This window comes from Thainema salinarum CENA647 (genome assembly GCF_057732415.1).
In genome coordinates, this window is record NZ_JBYJZJ010000015.1 from 359,752 (window position 1) to 376,539 (window position 16,788).

The window sequence follows — 16,788 nt, forward strand, 5'->3', positions numbered from 1 at the left end:
GCTACAATAAGCTCCGCAGATCTGGAGCAAGATTGGCAACCATTGGGGAACTGGTAGGACGATTATTCAGAGTCAATCGTAAGACAAATGTAGTTTGCCCATCGCCACTTTCGACGTGGATGGTGCCGCTTAGCCGTTCGGTCAGCTTCTTGACCAGAGCCAATCCCAACCCGGTACCACCATGTCTCCAGGGATCGTTATTGGGGATTCGGTAAAATTTATCAAAAATGCGATCGCGCTCTACTGGTGCAATTTCAGTGCCCGAATTGCTAACGCGCAGCTCCAGCCCATCGGTCATCACTTGGGCCGATATCGTGATAATGCCTCCGGCTGGTGTGTATTTGCAGGCATTGTTCAGCAATTCGCTGAGGATGCGCTCTAGGTAAGGCAAATCAGTCGTGATTGCTGGCAGGTCAGCCGGGATTTGAAACACGAGGTGCTGCTGCTGACGCTGTATCCGTTCACTAAATACCTCAGCCAGATGGGGAATATAGAACTGGAGATCAATAGTCGTCAAGCTCAAAGCTTCCACTCCGGCATCCAATCGAGCCAAGTCAAGCAGATCGTTAATCAGATTAATTTCTCGTTCCTCTTCTTCGTGCAGCACTTTGACATAGCGATTAATCGAGGAGGATTCACTCGGCAGCACCCCCAGATGGTTTAAGCTAATCTCCAGCATTTGCGTCGCCATCTTAATATTGGACATGGGCGTGCGTAGCTCATGGGATACCGTACTCAAGAAGTCATCTTTTAGCTGATTCAACCGCTCTAGTTCCTTAACCTGAGCCTGCGCTGCCTGGTAGAGACGGGACTGGCGTAGTGCGATCGCACATTGGCTGGCAACCTGCTGCACCAGCCGAATTTCTGGTTCAGTAAACACCTCCTGAGACGGTCGGAACAGCCACAGATCGCCCAAGGTTTCCTGATCGTCACAGATTGGTACGGCCAGCATCGTTAAATGCTGCTGGTTTTGCCGCAGAAAATTCGGCACAGCATCACAGAACTGACAGACTTGCCCGCTGAGTAGCCCGTCGTATACGGCGGCATAGGGAGCATTGGTAATCTCAAATGTTTGGCCTTGGGCAGGAGCAAGCGTTGTGATCGATTCGTGGGCAATGGTTGATGTGGTGTGGTCAACATTGTACATACCAGCATCGCAACCCGCTAACGCTAGCTTATGCACCAATTCCTCCACAGCCGCTTGCAGGATCAGTCGCTCATTTAAGCTGTCGCGCACCCGTTCGGTAATGCGCCTGAGTAACGCCTCAAAGTCTAGAGCCTGCTGTAGCTCATTGGTTCGCTGCTGTACCTGTATTTCCAACCCAGCGTTGAGCGACTGCACCTGTTGATACAGTTCAGACTGCTGAATTGCGATCGCAATTTGAGTGGCCAACTGCTGCTGCAGGTCAATTTCCCAGTCCTGCCAGTTACGCGGCGCACGACAGTGCTGAGTCACTAACAGTCCCCAAAGATGGTTATTTTGCAGGATGGGGACGACTAGCTTGGCTTTCACCTGCATGCGTTCCAGCAACTCTAAATGACACGGATCCAGATCAGCGGTTTGCACATTCGACGTAGCTTTAATAAAGCCCTGCCCATAGGACTGTCCTGCCATTTTGACAAAATAGGTGTCGGTAATTTGCATGCCCAAAACGGATGACCAACCCGCTGCCACCGATTCGGCAATCACAACGCCGCTCCAGTCGGGATTAAAGCGATAGATCAGCACCCGATCCGTTTGTAAGCAGTTGCGGATCTCGGTCACAGTGGTGTTGAGAATCTGATCTAAATCCAGCGTTTGGCGGATGTGCTGGGCGATGTCAGACAGCAACCGTTCACGCTCAACTTGCTGACAGAGAGCGGTTTGCGTTTCTTTCAACAGGGTAATGTCCACCGCCACCCCAGAATACTGGCAGGGTGTACCATCAGGAGCACGCTTGAAAATGCGATCGCGACTTAATAGCCAGCGGTAACTGCCGTCTTTATGCCGCAATCGATATTCAACTTCGATATATTCTTCATCGTTTAAGTGCAGCAACTGCTGACGATTGGCCAGGACTTCGGTTCGATCATCCGGATGGAGCAAATTGGGCAGAAATGCTTGACCCATCGCCTGAATTTCGGCGACAGAATAGCCCAATACGGTTTCGATTTGAGGATTACAGTAGATATTGCGCTGTTCAACTAAATCGTAAACGTACAGGATAGCCAGCGTAGACTCAGCAATTTGCTCTGTAAACTGCTGTTGCTCACGCAGAGCTAGCTCAAAGGAGCGGTTTTCTAACTCAGCCAGCTTGAGGGCGGTCAGGTCGTGCAGGTTGATCACGACGCCTGAAATGCGGCCATCCAGCTCAATATAGGGAACCAGGGAACAGCGAACAAACCGCCGCTGACCATCGTCATAGTCTCGCCAGTCTTCAAATCCTTGGGTCATGTCACCGGCCAATGCGCGATCGCACATTGAGCGACAAAACGGTTCAAACTGGTCGTGCCCAATCAGCTCCGTCAGCGAGTGACCCACGATGTCAGCCTGGGAGCGTTGATACCAGTTCAAGTAGGCTTGATTCACCACCTGATAGGTATAGTTCCAATCCACTAATGCGATCGCATCCGGGGTCGCCGACACAATGCGCTCATACCGACGCAGCAACGCTTCCGATCGCTGTCTTTCCAGTTCAGAAGCGGCTCGCACCGAAAAAATGGTCAAAATTTCTTCGATAAACTGCACATCTGTAATCGGCTGATCGTGATGGACACAGATTAAGCCCAGTACCGATCCGGCTGAATCAACTAAGGAAATACCCATGTAGCCTTCGATGCCATGTTCGTCCAGATAGTGATCGTCTGGAAAACACTGCTGCACCTTGTCATAGAACAGGCAAAATCCCTGCTGCACAACTTGCTCACAGGGCGAGCCCGGTAGGTCATACTCTAAACCATCTACCCTTTGCCCATGACTGATGCCAGCAATCACCCGGACGCGATCGCAATCAGGCTCAATCACTTCACTGACAAACGCATGATCCATCTTGAGCAAGCGCGCCAAACACTCCACCAGCGAGTAGAAAAATGCGTCTCCGGTGGTGGCTGCAACTCCTGCGGCCAGATTCTGAATAAATTCTTCTCGCCGCTTGCGGCCTGTAATATTTTTTGCGGCACCATTAATCGCCATTACCGTCTTGCCGCTGGGATCACGCTCAGGCCGCGCAAACAGGTTCATCCAGAGCACATCACCGTTCTTAGCGACAAACCGCGCCTCCATTTCGTCGCTTTGTCCAGTCTGTACAACGGTTTGAAAAAACTGCATCACCTGTGACAAATCATCAGGATGAATAAACCGCTGCCAACTGTCATAGCTCGTATCATCCATCTGGGGGTCATAGCCCAGCAGCCGATAATTATCTTCCGACCAAATTATCTGACTAGTGGATCTGTCCCAGTACCACATGCCTGCCTTTGCAGCCTTCAGCGCCTCTGATAAGCGATGTTCGGTTTCTTGCAGCTCGGCCTCTGCTCGCTGCCAGTTGGCCTGCTGAATTGCCAGTCCTAGATGTCCAGCCATCTGCTGCAAATACTGAATATCCAGCGGTTGCCATGTCCGGCTGGCACGGCAGTGATGCACCATCAGCAGTCCCCACGGCTGACCTTGGCTCAAAATGGGCAGTACTAAATAGGCGCTGACTTGCAACGCCTCAACCCACTGGACTGCACCGATTGCACTATCTGAGACGGGATGATTTGCGATCGCAGCCATCAGTGGCGTGGCTGTACCGTTAGATGTGACTTGGGCTTGAAAAAACGGCTCAATCCAGGTGACATCGGCACAGATGTCGGTCAGGTGTCGGCCCAGGAGGGACGAATCGCCGATCCCCACCGACTCAAACACAACTCCAGCATCCTGCTCCGGAAAACAGCGATATAGGAATACTCGATCGGTTTGCAGCAGGTTTTTCGCATCTGCGATCGCAGTTTGCACAATATCTTCTAGATCCCGACACTGCTGCATCTGGAGGGTCATCGTTGCAATCTGCTCTAAAATCACCTCCACGGAAAGCGACGGGAATTCCACATCGTTATACACAACCGACTCCAAGCGCTCTAGCCAAATTTTATCGGGAACAGTCTGTTGCCCTTAGTATTTGGCAAAATATCAACCGAACCAACAAAACACCATAAAAAAACACAATTTTATCCGTCAAATGATATATCGCCTGTCCCTACGGGTTTGTCAGCGGTTTATTAGTGGCTTATCAACAGTGTTTGGGTGGGTTTTGAAGGTTGATCTGCCGCGCAATGCGCGGCAGATCAACCTTCAAAACTTATTTCACACCGCACCAGCGCCAACCGGCTCAAACGCCAACCTAAATCTAGCGCTGCGCGATTTGGGCTTGATATGATAGCCGTGACTGAGCAGTAGAACTAGCAAGGACTGAAGTGAGTGGCTCTTTCTAAATCAGAAGTCAAACAGCTATTTGAACGCTTGATTTTCGATGATGATGCTCCGCAGGAGTGGGTGCAAGACGTTTGGGGCTTGAGCCCAACACTCGGCGAAACGGCGGCCACACTCCTAGACGTTTTTGAAAGAGTCGTAGAATCTTGTCCGGATGATCTGTTAGAAGACGTACTCAACGACTGCTATCAAGACACTGACTGACACTTGGCTTAAAAGTACTAGACTTTATTGGAAATAAAGTTTTTGGGGTTGGAAATTGTTTTGTAGCGCGGCGAAGCCGCGCTACAAAACAATTTCCGATAAAGTCTACTGTAGAGGAATGGCACTGACATAAGAGAGCAAAAAAGGCTTCAAGCGCCTGATTTGTCAGAATCAAACCGTTGAAGCCCATAACCTTGCCTCTATGATGCCGAATCGTGCGGACGTTCTCAAGGCCAACTATCAGAGCAGCATCGGTCTACCCTTTGCTGAGATGCTGCCGGAAGCAGAGATTGAAACTGTGCTGAGCGAGCAGGGAATCCGATATCGACAAGTCCTCTACACTCCCATGGTCGTCCTGTGGAGTTGGCTCTCCCAAGTGCTGGATGCCGACAGCAGTCTCAGCCATGCAGTCAAGCGAGTGGTGACCTGGATGAGCGTGTCGGGATTGGAGGTGCCCTCAGCCGATACCGGGGGCTATAGTAAAGCACGAAAACGCCTTCCCGAGTCGATATTTCCGCCCCTGTTCGAGCGGGTGGTGAGGGCGTTGCAGCGCCAAGTCTCCCCAGAGCAACGCTGGTGTGGCCGTCCGGTTAAAGCCTTTGATGCGACGACGGTCTTGATGAGTGACACGCAGGCCAACCAAGCCGAGTATCCTCAACACAGCAATCAGAAAGAGGGCTGCGGCTTTCCGATTCTCAAACTCCAAGTGTGGTTTTGTGTCACCACGGGAGCGGTTATGGCCGTGGCGATGGCTCCGTTGCGGGTGAGTGAATGGCGTCTAGCCCGCCAACTCTATCAGAAACTGCGCCCCGAGGATGTGGTGGTGGCCGATTCAGCCTATGGCACCTATGTAGATTTGGCCTGGGTCGCCCGGATGGGAGCCGATGCTGTCTTTCGCAAGCATCATCAGCGCCGCTGCGATTTCAGACGGGGCAAAAAACTGGGCATTGGCGATCACATCGTCCGCTGGCAGCGCCCGAAGCAATGCCCTCAAGCCCTCAAGCCGCAGGAGTTCGAGGCTCTGGCGGCATCCATTGAGGTGCGGGAAGTGTATCTCTTCATTCAGGTTCCTGGGTTTCGCCCGACCAACTTTGTGGTGGTAACGACGCTACTCGATCCCAACCGCTATCCCAAAGCTAAACTTGCCGAACTCTATCAGCTCCGCTGGCAGGCCGCCGAAGTTAATCTCCGGCATCTCAAAACCACCTTAGCCATGGAGATGATTGCTGCCAAAACACCCACCATGGTGAGCAAAAGTATTTGGGTGCATCTGTTGGCCTACAATCTGCTTCGCACCCTGATGTGGGAGGCGACAGCCGACGGCGAGGTCGGGGTGTTGCGAGTCTCTCTACAAGGTGCTCGGCAACAGTTCAATCACTTCCGGCCTGAGTTGCTGCATCTAGCTCCATCCGAACGACGGCGAGGCTACCAGGCCTTGTTAAACGTGGTGCGAGAGTTGGTGATTCCGTTTCGACCCAACCGTTCAGAACCCCGAGTTGTAAAGCGCCGTCCCAAACCGTTCCCAAGAATGCAGGAACCTCGCTCCGTCTTGAAAGCCAGGTTGCTAGCTTGATACAGCTTATGTCAGTGCCATTCTACTGTAGAGAGATAAAGCCGATGCTGTAGTTGTATCCAATCCGCGTATATAGCCTTTCCTGGGCTACTGAGGTATAAGTTATTTTTCGTGAACGGCTGACCTAGCCAGCCGTTCACGAAAAATCAACTATTGGGTTTTAACCGAATTTCGTATTAAAGCAAAAGCGGCTGGCGCAACGGTGGCGGTAAATTAGCTCTGTAGATTAGCGCTTGCGAGCAACAATATTATAAATATGCCAGTGTTTGTCTTCGCCAAGAGCCGTCTTACCCGGATGTTCTTCCTCATCTAAAAGCTCGACTTCGAAGGGATCCAGTAGCCGCTCAATCTGCAGGCGAGTATGGTGATTCACATTCGCATTACTCGCCCAAGAATCGCGATCGCCAAATAGATGCCCACAAAATCGTCCCCCCGATCGCAACGCCGCCACAATTTCTTCCCACAGATCTGAAAAGTGGCTGGGCGGACAAAACGGTAAGCAAAAGCTAGCATTAATCAAATCGACATCAGGCGGCAAGGTCAACTCTTCAAACCGCTGCACACGAGTTTCCAAATATGTTCGATCAATATCCTGGCACTGACGAAGACGGGTCAGTGCTTCCGGCTCACCATCAATGGCTAAAACTCGCCAGTTGCGCCGCAGTAGTTCCACCGTATCGCGTCCGTTACCGCAGCCTAAATCAACTGCAAATCCAGCAGTCGGCTCCGCATTTGGCTCAGCCTGCGTCGTAAAGGAATTAAGCGCCGCTAATAAAGTTGCGCGGGGCGGACGATTGGAAACAGCCTGGTAGTAGTTAACCCAGCGGTCATGAAGCTGGTTGGCATCAGCAGCCGATAAGGTTGGATTGTCCATTTGCCATCTCGTCCAAAAGTCACACATTTTATATTAAATCAGTTGAGTTTGGGTAGGGGCACGGCAATGCCGTGCCCCTACCTGGGTTAATTTGCAGAACAGAAATCAATCAATCTGCTAAAAGCTACAGCAGGGCAGGTATAGCTGCCGTGTTCTGTGTGTTTGCCAACGGCTCACGAGCGGGTTGTGCAGGGGGTTCACCTTTGCAAAATGCGAGTTCCGCTTCCAGTTCATTAACAGCATCCCAAGCGGCTTCTGCTTCCGCTGCGTCAGGGCCAGCCTGAGCCTCAACGGCACGAGCATTAGCCACTACTTCTTGCAGCGCCTTCTCTAATAGCGGCACTCGAGGATTCTCGATGAAGTCGCTCTTCGTGAGAATGTCCTGTATCGACACGATGCCCAGCAAATCACCTTTGATGACGGGTGCGCGGTCAATGTTAGTCTGGGCAAACAAACGAGCCACATATTCAACGGCCAAGTCGGGATTAACGACCACACAAGGTTTGGTCATTACCTCGTAAACCTTGACCTGCTTGGGATCTTTGCCATAAGCAATGACTTTACTGGCAATGTCTGTGTCGGTGACAATGCCGTAGGCATCTTCCTCATGGCGGCGATCAACAATCAAGGAATGAATGCCTTTGAACTTCATGAGCCGAGCCGCGTCTGCTACGGTGGCAGAGCCTTTCACGATAGCGACATCTTCGGTCATTACATCTTTTGCTTTCGTCATTGAGGTATCCTCATCTCTTTAATGCAATTGTTTAAGCGGTCACCCGCTAATACCTCTCAACTGGTCTGGAACATGAGCAGTATCTAGGGTTAAGCTTCAGTCACTGAAGCAAACCATACTAATCTGCTTGAACTGAAGAAGCCATCACCTCATATCAATAGGCATCACCTCCTTACTTGGTATGTCAAATTAGGCTAGAGCTAAGGGTGCATAAACATGACAGCCTTTAGGACAAACGCGATCGCAGGCTTGGCAACCAATGCAGTTATCGGCATTGATCACGCTCATCACCTTGCGTTCAACTTCATCATCATCGTCATCTTCGTCTACGACTTCGCCTTCATCATTGAGGGCAATCAGCGCCATCACGCCTCGGCCACAGGCTTTGAAGCAGCGACCGCAGCCCAGGCAGGTTTCCCAATTAATCTTTTGCAGAAATTGAGGCGTCCAGGACTTGCCTCCAAACGTTAAACCAGTTGCGTAACTCATCGTGAAATCCTCTCAAAATACATCGGCAGATGTGAGCAGATATGGGCAAATACATGACTTGTACTAAGTCTGGTTGAAAACCCATCATTTATTTCTAGTTCCACCCAAGTTTGTGTTGAGTAGAATTGAGGCAGAGAGTTCAGCAGGCCAAAGCCGATGGCTCAGCAACGACGCAAGCGTGGCACAGCAGGCGATAAAACGATTTGTCTGCCCATTGCAGACGACCTTGACTACGAGGTCTTAGTAGAAGACCGGGAAGCCTTTCGCCAGTATCTCAACGAGCAGATCGCATCCCACCCGGAACTGTTTCCCGACGGGATTGAGGCAGGCTATCGCTTTCACGGATGGGTCGAGTCCTCTCGTCAACAGCTCAAGACCCGGCGGATTTTGCTGCCGAGTACCGGAGAGGCTTATCAACTGCGTCCCGATTTGGTGATGCCGTACATGAGCGAGACGGCGGAGATGGCCGACAAAGCGCTCTATTTAAGAAAGCATGGCCTGTCGTATGAGGGGATTGCCTATGTGCTGGGCCGTTCTGAGATGCACTGGTATCGGCTCTGTCAGTCGTTCGGTCGAGCCTCGATTGTGGGCAGTACCCTCAAAAGGGAAACGGCGCTCCCCCCCATCTAGTTGCCGATGAGAAGCATTGTGATTGGCACGGGCAGCGAGTCTATCTGGCAGTGACAGCGGCGCAAGGGTGCGTCCTGGGAGCCAGTCTCAGTGCCAATGCGGGTCAGGATGGATTAACCGCAGCCTATGGGGTATTCCAGCAGGAAGCTGCCCATCATGTTCCCGACTATGCGCCCGAGACGGTGACGACTGATGGTTGGGAGGCCACCCGAGCCGCTTGGGAGGAGCTATTCCCTGGCCTGGTCTGGATTCTGTGCTTCCTGCATGAGGTGATTAAAATTCGCGATGGGTGCCGCTCTAAACCAGTCCTGGGTCAGCAACTAGCCGACAAGCTTTGGCATCTGTATCGGGGCCAGAGCAAACGTCACTTTGCTCAACGGTTGCGTCGGTTGCTGGAGTGGGTGAACACCCACGCGTTGCCCCAGGCCATTGACGCTCGCTTGCGACGCCTCAACGACAAATCTCACGTCTTCCAACGCGCCTTTGACTTCCCTGACGCCTATCGCACCAGCAATCAGGTTGACCGTCCGATGAACTATCTTGACCGCATCTTGTATGCCATGCAAGATTTTCATGGATTCTGGGACTCGGCGGAACAGTCGGTGCGCTCGATGGCCTTACTCTGGAACTTCCATCCCTTTTGTCGCAAGACTCGCAAAGCAATGGGCGGGTGCTTATGCCCCTTTGAGCAACTCAACGGCTTCCGCTATCACGACAACTGGGTTCGCAATTGGCTGATTGCCTCATCGTTGAATGGCAGAAGACCATTGCTCAGGAACGCTGACACAAAATAAGTTGGAACTAGATTTATTTTTTGTGAAACCCTTGCAGAGAAAACGTTTTACGAAAATAAATTGGGGTCTGATACACAGACTTGACATTAAGATGCTCGGGTTCGCACATAAATTGCCTGAATCATGGCGTGATCTAGGGTCAGTTGCTGATTCCGAGTCCGAACGATAAAGCGTGGGAATCGCTGTTCGAGCGTAATCGGTGTTCCTGGCGATAAGCCAATTGAGCTGAGCTTTTGCAAAAGGGTTGGATCGCTTTCTGTAAAGCGGGCAATGACGCCCCGTTCACCAACTTTTAGCAGCTTGAGTGAAGTCCCAGACAGGGTGAAACCAGTAAACATGTGCAACTTCTCCCAGAATAGTGGAATGGAACCAGAGCAAGGCTTACGGCATTGAGGCTACGTTAAACAAGATAGGCTTCCATATGAGTTTTAATCGTGCAGTCTGAGCGGGGATAGGCTGAGCAGAGTACGACAAAGCCCTTGGCAATTTGGTCATCATCTAGGAATGACTGATCTTCCTGATCGATTTCACCTTCAACTAATTTGCCAACACAGCTAGAACAGGCACCGGAACGGCAGGAGAAGGGCAGATCAATATCATTCTCTTCAGCCGCATCAATGATATAGGTATCATCGTCAACCGGAATTGTGATATCGATTTGACGCTTTTTATTGATTAAGCGAACTTGGTAGGTAGTCATGGTGAAGTCCTCGAAGGTTAGTGGTTAATAGTGGGTAGATTTGGAAAGGTGAGGCGTGAGGCGTGTGGAGGGCTGTAGAGGGCTGTAGAGGGCCGTAAAGGCTGTAGAGGAAGGAAAAGCGGGAAACAGACAGTACCGTTTCAAACATTTAGCGTCAGTAGGCAGACACTGCCTTACCCAAATCCTTTACAGCCCTTTACAGCCTCAAGTCCTTTACAACCCTTTCACTCCTCTCGCCTCACTCCCTCACGAACACGGCACTCCCGCTGGGCTACAGTCTCCGGCCTGAAACGACTTCCCACAGCCGCAGGTATCGGTGGCGTTGGGATTGGTAAACTTGAAGCCGCTTTCGAGCATGCTGTCGATGTAGTCTACGACGATGCCGTTGAGGAGTGGAGCGCTCTTGGGATCGATGAAGACTCGGAGACTGCCAGATTGAACGACTTCATCGTTGGGACTGGGTGCATCGGCAATCTTGATATCGTATTCGTAGCCGTTGCAGCCGCCATCTTTGACCGCTAAGCGGACACCGCGTTCAGGCGTGTAGTTAGGGGTGCCCCGCACGAAGGTACGCAGGCGCAGTTCCGCTAATTCAGTGAGAGTAACAGTCATAGGAGTCTCCTCGAATGGGGTTTGTAGTCAGATCTACATTGGGTTCTGAACAGGCAGTATTTGGGACAATTGGACTTGAGGATGCGATCGCAGGGTGTACAGGTGGGACATACCATCAACGCAACTAGCACTCCAGTTTTGAGCAGCCAAGGAGCAGCGACTAAGCCTGCCATCAAGCTGACTAAAGCCAGTGAGATTTCGAGAAACCGAATCACCTCATCGGTCTGGCGCTGACCATGTAACCAAAGTGCGATCGCGCATCCGAGTAGAAATAGGGCAATCCAAAGCATAATTTGGGCCAGAATTCAGCAGGTTGCAACGGGCTTGAAATCGCGATTGGGTAAGCGATCAGACAATTGATTGGCCAAATAATCTCGACTGAGCTGGCCGCAAACCGGGCAGTCCAGATCGTGATAGGAGCGGCGTTTAGCAAACTCAGCGCGGGCTAAGTCCATCGTCAGCAACTGGCCGAGTAGGGGTTCACCCAGCCCTGTGATCAGCTTGATCGCTTCCAGAGCAGCGAGGCAGGCCAATGTACCGGATACTGCACCCAGAACGCCAAAGCCCCAGCGATCCCACTCTGGCTTTTCGGGAAATAGGCAGGTGAGACAGGGCGTTTGCCCCGGCACGATGGTGGTCAAATAGGCATCCATGCTGTTCATGGCGGCCTCTACCATCGGCTTGCCCCAGCGGACACAGGCCGCATTCAGCAGGTCGCGCTCCTTGAAATCAAAGGCACAATCCAGGGCAATATCGGCCTGCTGCACCAAAGCGTCAATATTGTCGGCACTGACGTATTCACACACTGCTTCAATTTCAATATCTGGATTGAGCTTAGCTAGCGTCTCCTGAGCCTTGAAAACACGTGGTTTGCCGACCCAATCATCCGTCATTAAAATCTGGCGATTGAGATCATCTCGCTGGAGATCACCACCGCGCACGAGGATAAGCTTACCCACACCCGCAACGGCCAGATAAAGCGCTGCCGTCCCGCCCAAGCCACCCACTCCAGTGACCAAAGCCGTGGTATTTTTCAGCTGTTGCTGACCGACTTCGCCCAGCCCAGGCAGCATGATCTGGCGGCGATAGCGTTCGAGTTCAGTTGCGGTTAGGGTTGGTAGCATAGTGAATTCGTGCGTAGATTGGTGACAGAGAGTAGAACTGATATCAAATCTGTGTATCAGAACCCAATTTATTGTTTGTAAAGCGTTTGCTCCGCAAACGTTTTACAAACAGTAAATGATGGGTTTTCAACCAGACTTGATAGGAGCTGGCTGGCCTGCTGGGGTTGGGTTTCGTGCCTTGCCCAACCGACGGTTTGCAAATGCTGAGCCGATTGACTATTCCATCTCGATGTCGGACAGCATCACAACATTCTTCGGCTTGTCTTGGAAAACCTTGAATAGCTTTTGCTCAACGGAACTTGACGTAACAAACAGGATATAAGCATTCCGTAGTTCCTGCCGATAGGCAGCTAGCAAGGCATCCTCGCTTTGATTCTTATCTACAGACTGCACCAGTTGAGAAAACTTACGCAGAATATGCAAACGGTTAACGTTCACCACCTTGGGATCGTAGTCCAGGCCAAAGAATTCAAGATATTCTTCAGCATCTTTCAACTGGTTGAACTGAGCTAGGGATAAGGTTAGGGTCGTCATTGGGCGGCCTCCAGGGTTTTTAGCTGTTGTTTGAGTTCGCGGAGTTGACAGTAGATAGCGTAGGTACGCTCAGCGGCTTCTGGTAATTGTTCAAGGTCATTCGGTAAACCTTCAGCAATATCGTGAAGATCCATCTTCATCTGACCCGCTTTGCTGTTCAGCCGTTTGATTTGCTGCTTGAGTTCGTCAACGGTGGGTTCAGTAATCTGAGTCATAGGAGAACAAAGCTTGATACATGAAAGGTCGGGAGTGAAAGAAGTAGGGGCGACTACCAGTCGCCCAGAGGGTTAGGGCTAAATGTCACACACGTCAGGATACTTGCGAGCCAGATCAACCCCTTTCTGCACCAGCTTTTCACCTTCAGCATTGAGCTTTTCCAAAGTATCAAAACCAAAGCGCTGAGCATCACGCAGGGTCTTGGAAACTAGGATTAAGCGACCGGAGAAGATCAGCGCCCAGCCAAAGCCTTCGTGGCTCAAATCCACTACAACTTGGGAAAGCTGGCCCGTTTCTTCTTCAATCCGCGCTGCGATCGCACGATAGAAACCCAAAATTCGGCTCAGCGTGATCGGGTCTACATCGCCTTCTACCGGAATCTCTCGACGCTGCTTCTTGGGAATCACATAGGGCTTTAGCAGCAGCTCATCACTCCAATTTCGGTAAGTACCATAGGGATCATTGGCGCGAATTTGCTGAACAATGGCTTTGAGAAAGGGCGAATTATCGACCAGTAGCGCTGCGCTAAACGTGTCAGGAGTTTCAACTGGACTCATACAAGTACCTCTTCTTCAACTGTGTCAAAATCATCATCGAACTGGCTGGCTGCTTGGGCTGCTTTTCCCTTTTGTAGAGCCTTACGCAGCCAAGGTGGTGGGCTGCTGTTGAGGGTCTTCACCAACCGAGTCAGCACGGTTTCAATTTTGTCATCTTCAGACTCTGCTTTAATCGGTGTGATGTTGCGGTGAATTAGGCGAGCGGCTGCGCTACCACCAATGGCAGCTACATAGACAATCGTGCAGTCGTGTAAGGCTTTCAGCTTCGGCTCCAGCTTGTCTTCATTGCCATCTTCTTTGAGGTCGCCTGTGAACTCTAAGGCTTCTACAAAGTTGTAGCCTTCTGTATCAACCTCATACACATCAATCTGATTAGCCCAGCCAAAGTGAGCATTGATATGAACGGAATCCTTGGTTGTGAATGCTATTTTCATCAGTTGTCTCCGTTTGAGAATAAAACTTCCTCTCGTTTCACTCCTGTCTCCACCCCTGCACCAGCTCATGCGCGTGCTCCTCGTCTGCTTCCATAAAGATGTTGCCAATGTCGAAAAGGAGCTGGGTGGTGCCGTCGTAGCCGACAATGCAGCGGCGACCATTGCCAAGGCGGTCGAAGATCGGAAAGCCCAAGCGATAGAGCGGAGTCCCCAACTGCTTCGAGAGCGCTTTGGCGTTGGAATTGGCAATCAGCAGATCTGCCCCGTTTGCCAACTCGGCAAAATCTTCTAGGTCGCCGATGGTGACCGTCTCAACCGGCAAATCCTTGAGCAGCTTTGACTTCGTGGTGGTAACAGCCGCATGAACTTTTGCTCCAGTGGTAGTGAGCCACCATGCGATCGCATGTAGTAAATCGGGTTCCAGAGCCAGAGCCACGCGCTTGCGACCAAAGAAGAAATGGGTATCCAGAATGGCATCCTGAAGCTGGCGGCGCTGGTGCAGGTATTTTGCGGGAACAGGTTGACCACTAATGACAGAAAGTTTATCTAAAAACTGATCGACGGCAGCTAGACCTGTCAGGCTGTTAAATACGGTAAACTCAGTGCCAAACCGCTGTTGCAGGATCTCGGCGGCGGTGGTCATCGTATTGCCAATCGCCAAGGTAAAGATAGAGCGATTGAGCGATCGCAACTCTGCCAGGGTCGTACCACCTGTGGTCACAGCGCTATATTCGTCCGATAAATGCCCATCCAGAGAAGCAGATAAATCCGGTAACACCACAGGCTTTAGACCAAAGGCTTCTACCATATCTTTGACCGCCTGCACATCACCTGGAGCCAGAGACGATCCGACCAACACCGTTACCTGCTGCTCAGCAGTCGGGACTGGATGGGGATAGTAGGGGTCGGTATGCAGCGCATCTAAATCAAAGCCATTCTCATGACCGATCGGAATGTCTCGCACCAGTGCCTCAACCGCCGCCGCATAGCCATCCTGCAACGCCCCCTTAAAGTCCGGCGTAGACGCAAATGCAATCGGTAGATTAGCTAGTTCGGGGCGATTCTGCCGAATCGTGCGCAGGATGCCCTGCATATCATCCCCTCGTGTCTCGGTAAGCCCTGTGGTGCAAAGGCCAATCACCTCTGGCTGTGCCTTTTCAAGCAGAGTCAAAATTGCGGTTTCGATATTCTCTTCGCCACCCAGAATCGTGGTCACCTCGGTCATCGCCGTCGTAGACATCGGAATCGCTTCCCGGAAGTGGCGCACCAGCATCACTTTGGCAAACGCCGTACAGCCCTGCGACCCGTGGAATAGCGGCATGATGCCTTTGACGCCTAAGAAAGCTAACGATGCTCCCAGCGGCTGGCTTTGCTTCAGAGGATTGACGGCAACGGACTTTTTGCGAGCGACAATTTTGGTGGGAGGGTGGATGGGTGGATGGGTGGATGGGTGGATTGCATCAGCTCCCTTGCTCTCTTCCCACGGCGCAGCCAACCGCACCTGTTGCCAAATTGGACTATGCAGCGCTTCATCCAGCTCCTTAGCCATTTCAATCATGCCGACATAGCCAGCGTAGGGATGATGGCGTTCTTGGTTAATATCGAGGAAGGGAATACGGGCTTTGAGGGCAGTGTACTGGTTGCGACCTCCGGCAATCAGCATGTCGGCATTGGTCTTGGCGATCACCTTCAGCAGCTCTTGGGCATTTCCCTTTTGCATCATAATGCCGTCTTTGCCCAGCAGCTCTTTAATCCGAGCCTTATCTTCCTCAGTACTCTTTTTGGTACTGGTGGCAACTACTTCAATCCCAAGGTCTTGAGCCGCAGAGATAATCGACCAGCTCTTAACGCCGCCCGTGTAGAGAACAACGCGCTTGCCCTGGAGCCGCTGACGATAGGGTTCTAGAGCTTGATCAAGCTTAGCGGTTTCCTCCGCAATCAGATCTTCGACACGGGCTTTGAGGTCATCGTCATTAAAATGAGCTGCGATCGCACGGAGCAAGTTATTCATATCTTCCACGCCATAGATTGACGCTTCGATATAGGGAATGCCATAACGCTCCTGCATCTTGTGCGCCATATTGATCAGCGCCTTAGAGCAGATCATCACATTTAGCTTAGCCCGGTGAGCGCAGGTGATTTCTTGATAGCGGGCATCGCCAGTAATCTTAGCTAGCACACGGATACCCAGCTTTTCCAGCAGCGGCACCACGCCCCACATTTCACCAGCGATATTGTATTCACCAATCAAGTTAATGTCATAGGGAGTCGTATATTCCGGTTCACCTGTGCCGACAACATACTCCAGCAGCGCCTCACCGCCGATCCGGTTGCCCAGGTTCTTGCTGCCCACAAAGCCAGGAGAACTAACGGGTACAACAGGTAAACCAAACTTTTTAGTTGCCGCCTGACAAACCGCATCCAAATCATCCCCAATCAATGCCGTCACACAGGTCAGGTAAACGAATACTGCCGCCGGGTTATACCGTTCCTTAACCTCGTGAATCGCCTTATAAAGCTTCTTTTCGCCGCCGAAGATAATGTCGTTTTCGCTTAGATCCGTCGTAAAGCCCATCTTGTAAATCATGGGTCCAGACGAAAGGCTACCCCGACTGCCCCACGAGTTGCCCGCACAAGCAATGGGGCCATGTACCAAATGCGCCACATCCGTGATAGGAACTAAGGCAATACTGGCTCCATCGAAGGCGCATCCGCCCTGAGCCGCACCGGGTTGAGCTTGCTGCTGACAGGCTTTGTTCTTACCCTTCTCACCTTTCTTGTGATTATGCTCACAGCCCGGCTGGGTCAGCAGTTCGTTGATTTTACCAGCAGTCATTTTCATGGCAGTTGGGGAGGTAAGGAGC

At 51.5% G+C, this 16,788-nt stretch carries 18 protein-coding genes; 4 read left to right on the forward strand and 14 right to left on the reverse strand.

Annotated elements, in window-relative coordinates:
* Position 1: 1 nt before the first annotated feature.
* Positions 2-4,081 carry a GAF domain-containing protein gene (locus tag AC286M_RS03410; protein WP_488203046.1) on the reverse strand — a complete coding sequence of 1,360 codons (4,080 nt, stop codon included), beginning with the start codon at positions 4,079-4,081 and terminating at the stop codon, positions 2-4.
* 357 nt (positions 4,082-4,438) lie between these two features.
* Between AC286M_RS03410 and AC286M_RS03415 the strand changes: the two genes are divergently transcribed.
* Both AC286M_RS03415 and AC286M_RS03420 read left to right on the forward strand, forming a co-directional pair.
* Positions 4,439-4,654, forward strand: a complete 216-nt coding sequence (locus AC286M_RS03415; protein ID WP_488203047.1) for a hypothetical protein — start codon at positions 4,439-4,441, stop codon at positions 4,652-4,654.
* A 157-nt stretch (positions 4,655-4,811) separates the two neighbouring features.
* Positions 4,812-6,227, forward strand: coding sequence for an IS4 family transposase (locus AC286M_RS03420; protein ID WP_488203605.1), 1,416 nt, complete (start codon positions 4,812-4,814; stop codon positions 6,225-6,227).
* 226 nt (positions 6,228-6,453) lie between these two features.
* Here AC286M_RS03420 and AC286M_RS03425 read toward each other — a convergent pair whose 3' ends face one another.
* The 3 genes from AC286M_RS03425 to fdxB form a co-directional block, all read right to left on the reverse strand.
* Positions 6,454-7,101, reverse strand: coding sequence for a class I SAM-dependent methyltransferase (locus AC286M_RS03425; RefSeq protein ID WP_488203048.1), 648 nt, complete (start codon positions 7,099-7,101; stop codon positions 6,454-6,456).
* A gap of 124 nt (positions 7,102-7,225) precedes the next feature.
* Entirely contained in the window at positions 7,226-7,834 is a 609-nt protein-coding gene (locus tag AC286M_RS03430) for a CBS domain-containing protein (protein WP_488203049.1), read from the reverse strand.
* Between the two features lie 189 nt (positions 7,835-8,023).
* The gene (fdxB, locus tag AC286M_RS03435; RefSeq protein WP_488203050.1) at positions 8,024-8,323 is read right to left on the reverse strand and encodes a ferredoxin III, nif-specific; all 300 of its coding nucleotides are present in this window, start codon (positions 8,321-8,323) and stop codon (positions 8,024-8,026) included.
* 156 nt (positions 8,324-8,479) lie between these two features.
* On the opposite strand from fdxB, the gene AC286M_RS03440 reads away from it, so the two are divergent.
* Entirely contained in the window at positions 8,480-8,953 is a 474-nt protein-coding gene (locus AC286M_RS03440; RefSeq protein WP_488202633.1) for a hypothetical protein, read from the forward strand.
* A 50-nt stretch (positions 8,954-9,003) separates the two neighbouring features.
* Positions 9,004-9,747, forward strand: a complete 744-nt coding sequence (locus AC286M_RS03445) for a hypothetical protein (protein WP_488202632.1) — start codon at positions 9,004-9,006, stop codon at positions 9,745-9,747.
* A gap of 86 nt (positions 9,748-9,833) precedes the next feature.
* On the opposite strand, the gene AC286M_RS03450 is transcribed toward AC286M_RS03445, so the two are convergent.
* From AC286M_RS03450 to AC286M_RS03495, 10 genes are all read right to left on the reverse strand, one after another.
* Positions 9,834-10,085 carry a FeoA family protein gene (locus AC286M_RS03450; protein WP_488203051.1) on the reverse strand — a complete coding sequence of 84 codons (252 nt, stop codon included), beginning with the start codon at positions 10,083-10,085 and terminating at the stop codon, positions 9,834-9,836.
* Between the two features lie 62 nt (positions 10,086-10,147).
* On the reverse strand, positions 10,148-10,447 hold the full coding sequence (locus AC286M_RS03455) for a 2Fe-2S iron-sulfur cluster-binding protein (RefSeq protein ID WP_488203052.1): 300 nt from the start codon (positions 10,445-10,447) through the stop codon (positions 10,148-10,150).
* Between the two features lie 246 nt (positions 10,448-10,693).
* Positions 10,694-11,059, reverse strand: a complete 366-nt coding sequence (locus tag AC286M_RS03460) for a HesB/IscA family protein (RefSeq protein WP_488203053.1) — start codon at positions 11,057-11,059, stop codon at positions 10,694-10,696.
* A complete protein-coding gene (locus AC286M_RS03465; RefSeq protein WP_488203054.1) occupies positions 11,056-11,349 on the reverse strand; it encodes a hypothetical protein in 294 nt (97 codons plus the stop codon). The genes AC286M_RS03460 and AC286M_RS03465 overlap by 4 nt, the downstream gene beginning before the upstream one ends.
* 15 nt (positions 11,350-11,364) lie before the next feature.
* A complete protein-coding gene (locus AC286M_RS03470; protein ID WP_488203055.1) occupies positions 11,365-12,183 on the reverse strand; it encodes a HesA/MoeB/ThiF family protein in 819 nt (272 codons plus the stop codon).
* A 216-nt stretch (positions 12,184-12,399) separates the two neighbouring features.
* Positions 12,400-12,717, reverse strand: a complete 318-nt coding sequence (gene nifW / locus AC286M_RS03475) for a nitrogenase-stabilizing/protective protein NifW (protein ID WP_488203056.1) — start codon at positions 12,715-12,717, stop codon at positions 12,400-12,402.
* Positions 12,714-12,932 carry a CCE_0567 family metalloprotein gene (locus AC286M_RS03480; RefSeq protein WP_488203057.1) on the reverse strand — a complete coding sequence of 73 codons (219 nt, stop codon included), beginning with the start codon at positions 12,930-12,932 and terminating at the stop codon, positions 12,714-12,716. Before AC286M_RS03480 ends, nifW begins: the two co-directional genes overlap by 4 nt.
* Positions 12,933-13,010: 78 nt before the next feature.
* Positions 13,011-13,490 (reverse strand): NifX-associated nitrogen fixation protein, encoded by a 480-nt coding sequence (locus tag AC286M_RS03485; protein ID WP_488203058.1) that lies wholly within the window; start codon positions 13,488-13,490, stop codon positions 13,011-13,013.
* A complete protein-coding gene (gene nifX / locus AC286M_RS03490; RefSeq protein ID WP_488203059.1) occupies positions 13,487-13,924 on the reverse strand; it encodes a nitrogen fixation protein NifX in 438 nt (145 codons plus the stop codon). The genes AC286M_RS03485 and nifX overlap by 4 nt, the downstream gene beginning before the upstream one ends.
* A gap of 37 nt (positions 13,925-13,961) precedes the next feature.
* Complete coding sequence (locus tag AC286M_RS03495; protein WP_488203060.1) at positions 13,962-16,766, reverse strand: bifunctional nitrogenase iron-molybdenum cofactor biosynthesis protein NifEN; 2,805 nt, start codon at positions 16,764-16,766, stop codon at positions 13,962-13,964.
* Positions 16,767-16,788: the final 22 nt, after the last annotated feature.

Bases quoted from the DNA above. Each gene is read 5' to 3' on its own strand.
- AC286M_RS03430 (WP_488203049.1), bottom strand. From the start codon at position 7,834: ATGACGAAAGCAAAAGATGTAATGACCGAAGATGTCGCTATCGTGAAA.
- AC286M_RS03440 (WP_488202633.1), top strand. From the start codon at position 8,480: ATGGCTCAGCAACGACGCAAGCGTGGCACAGCAGGCGATAAAACGATT.
- AC286M_RS03460 (WP_488203053.1), bottom strand. From the start codon at position 11,059: ATGACTGTTACTCTCACTGAATTAGCGGAACTGCGCCTGCGTACCTTC.
- AC286M_RS03455 (WP_488203052.1), bottom strand. From the start codon at position 10,447: ATGACTACCTACCAAGTTCGCTTAATCAATAAAAAGCGTCAAATCGAT.
- AC286M_RS03450 (WP_488203051.1), bottom strand. From the start codon at position 10,085: ATGTTTACTGGTTTCACCCTGTCTGGGACTTCACTCAAGCTGCTAAAA.
- nifX (WP_488203059.1), bottom strand. From the start codon at position 13,924: ATGAAAATAGCATTCACAACCAAGGATTCCGTTCATATCAATGCTCAC.
- AC286M_RS03480 (WP_488203057.1), bottom strand. From the start codon at position 12,932: ATGACTCAGATTACTGAACCCACCGTTGACGAACTCAAGCAGCAAATC.
- AC286M_RS03425 (WP_488203048.1), bottom strand. From the start codon at position 7,101: ATGGACAATCCAACCTTATCGGCTGCTGATGCCAACCAGCTTCATGAC.
- nifW (WP_488203056.1), bottom strand. From the start codon at position 12,717: ATGACGACCCTAACCTTATCCCTAGCTCAGTTCAACCAGTTGAAAGAT.
- AC286M_RS03485 (WP_488203058.1), bottom strand. From the start codon at position 13,490: ATGAGTCCAGTTGAAACTCCTGACACGTTTAGCGCAGCGCTACTGGTC.
- AC286M_RS03470 (WP_488203055.1), bottom strand. From the start codon at position 12,183: ATGCTACCAACCCTAACCGCAACTGAACTCGAACGCTATCGCCGCCAG.
- AC286M_RS03465 (WP_488203054.1), bottom strand. From the start codon at position 11,349: ATGCTTTGGATTGCCCTATTTCTACTCGGATGCGCGATCGCACTTTGG.
- fdxB (WP_488203050.1), bottom strand. From the start codon at position 8,323: ATGAGTTACGCAACTGGTTTAACGTTTGGAGGCAAGTCCTGGACGCCT.
- AC286M_RS03495 (WP_488203060.1), bottom strand. From the start codon at position 16,766: ATGAAAATGACTGCTGGTAAAATCAACGAACTGCTGACCCAGCCGGGC.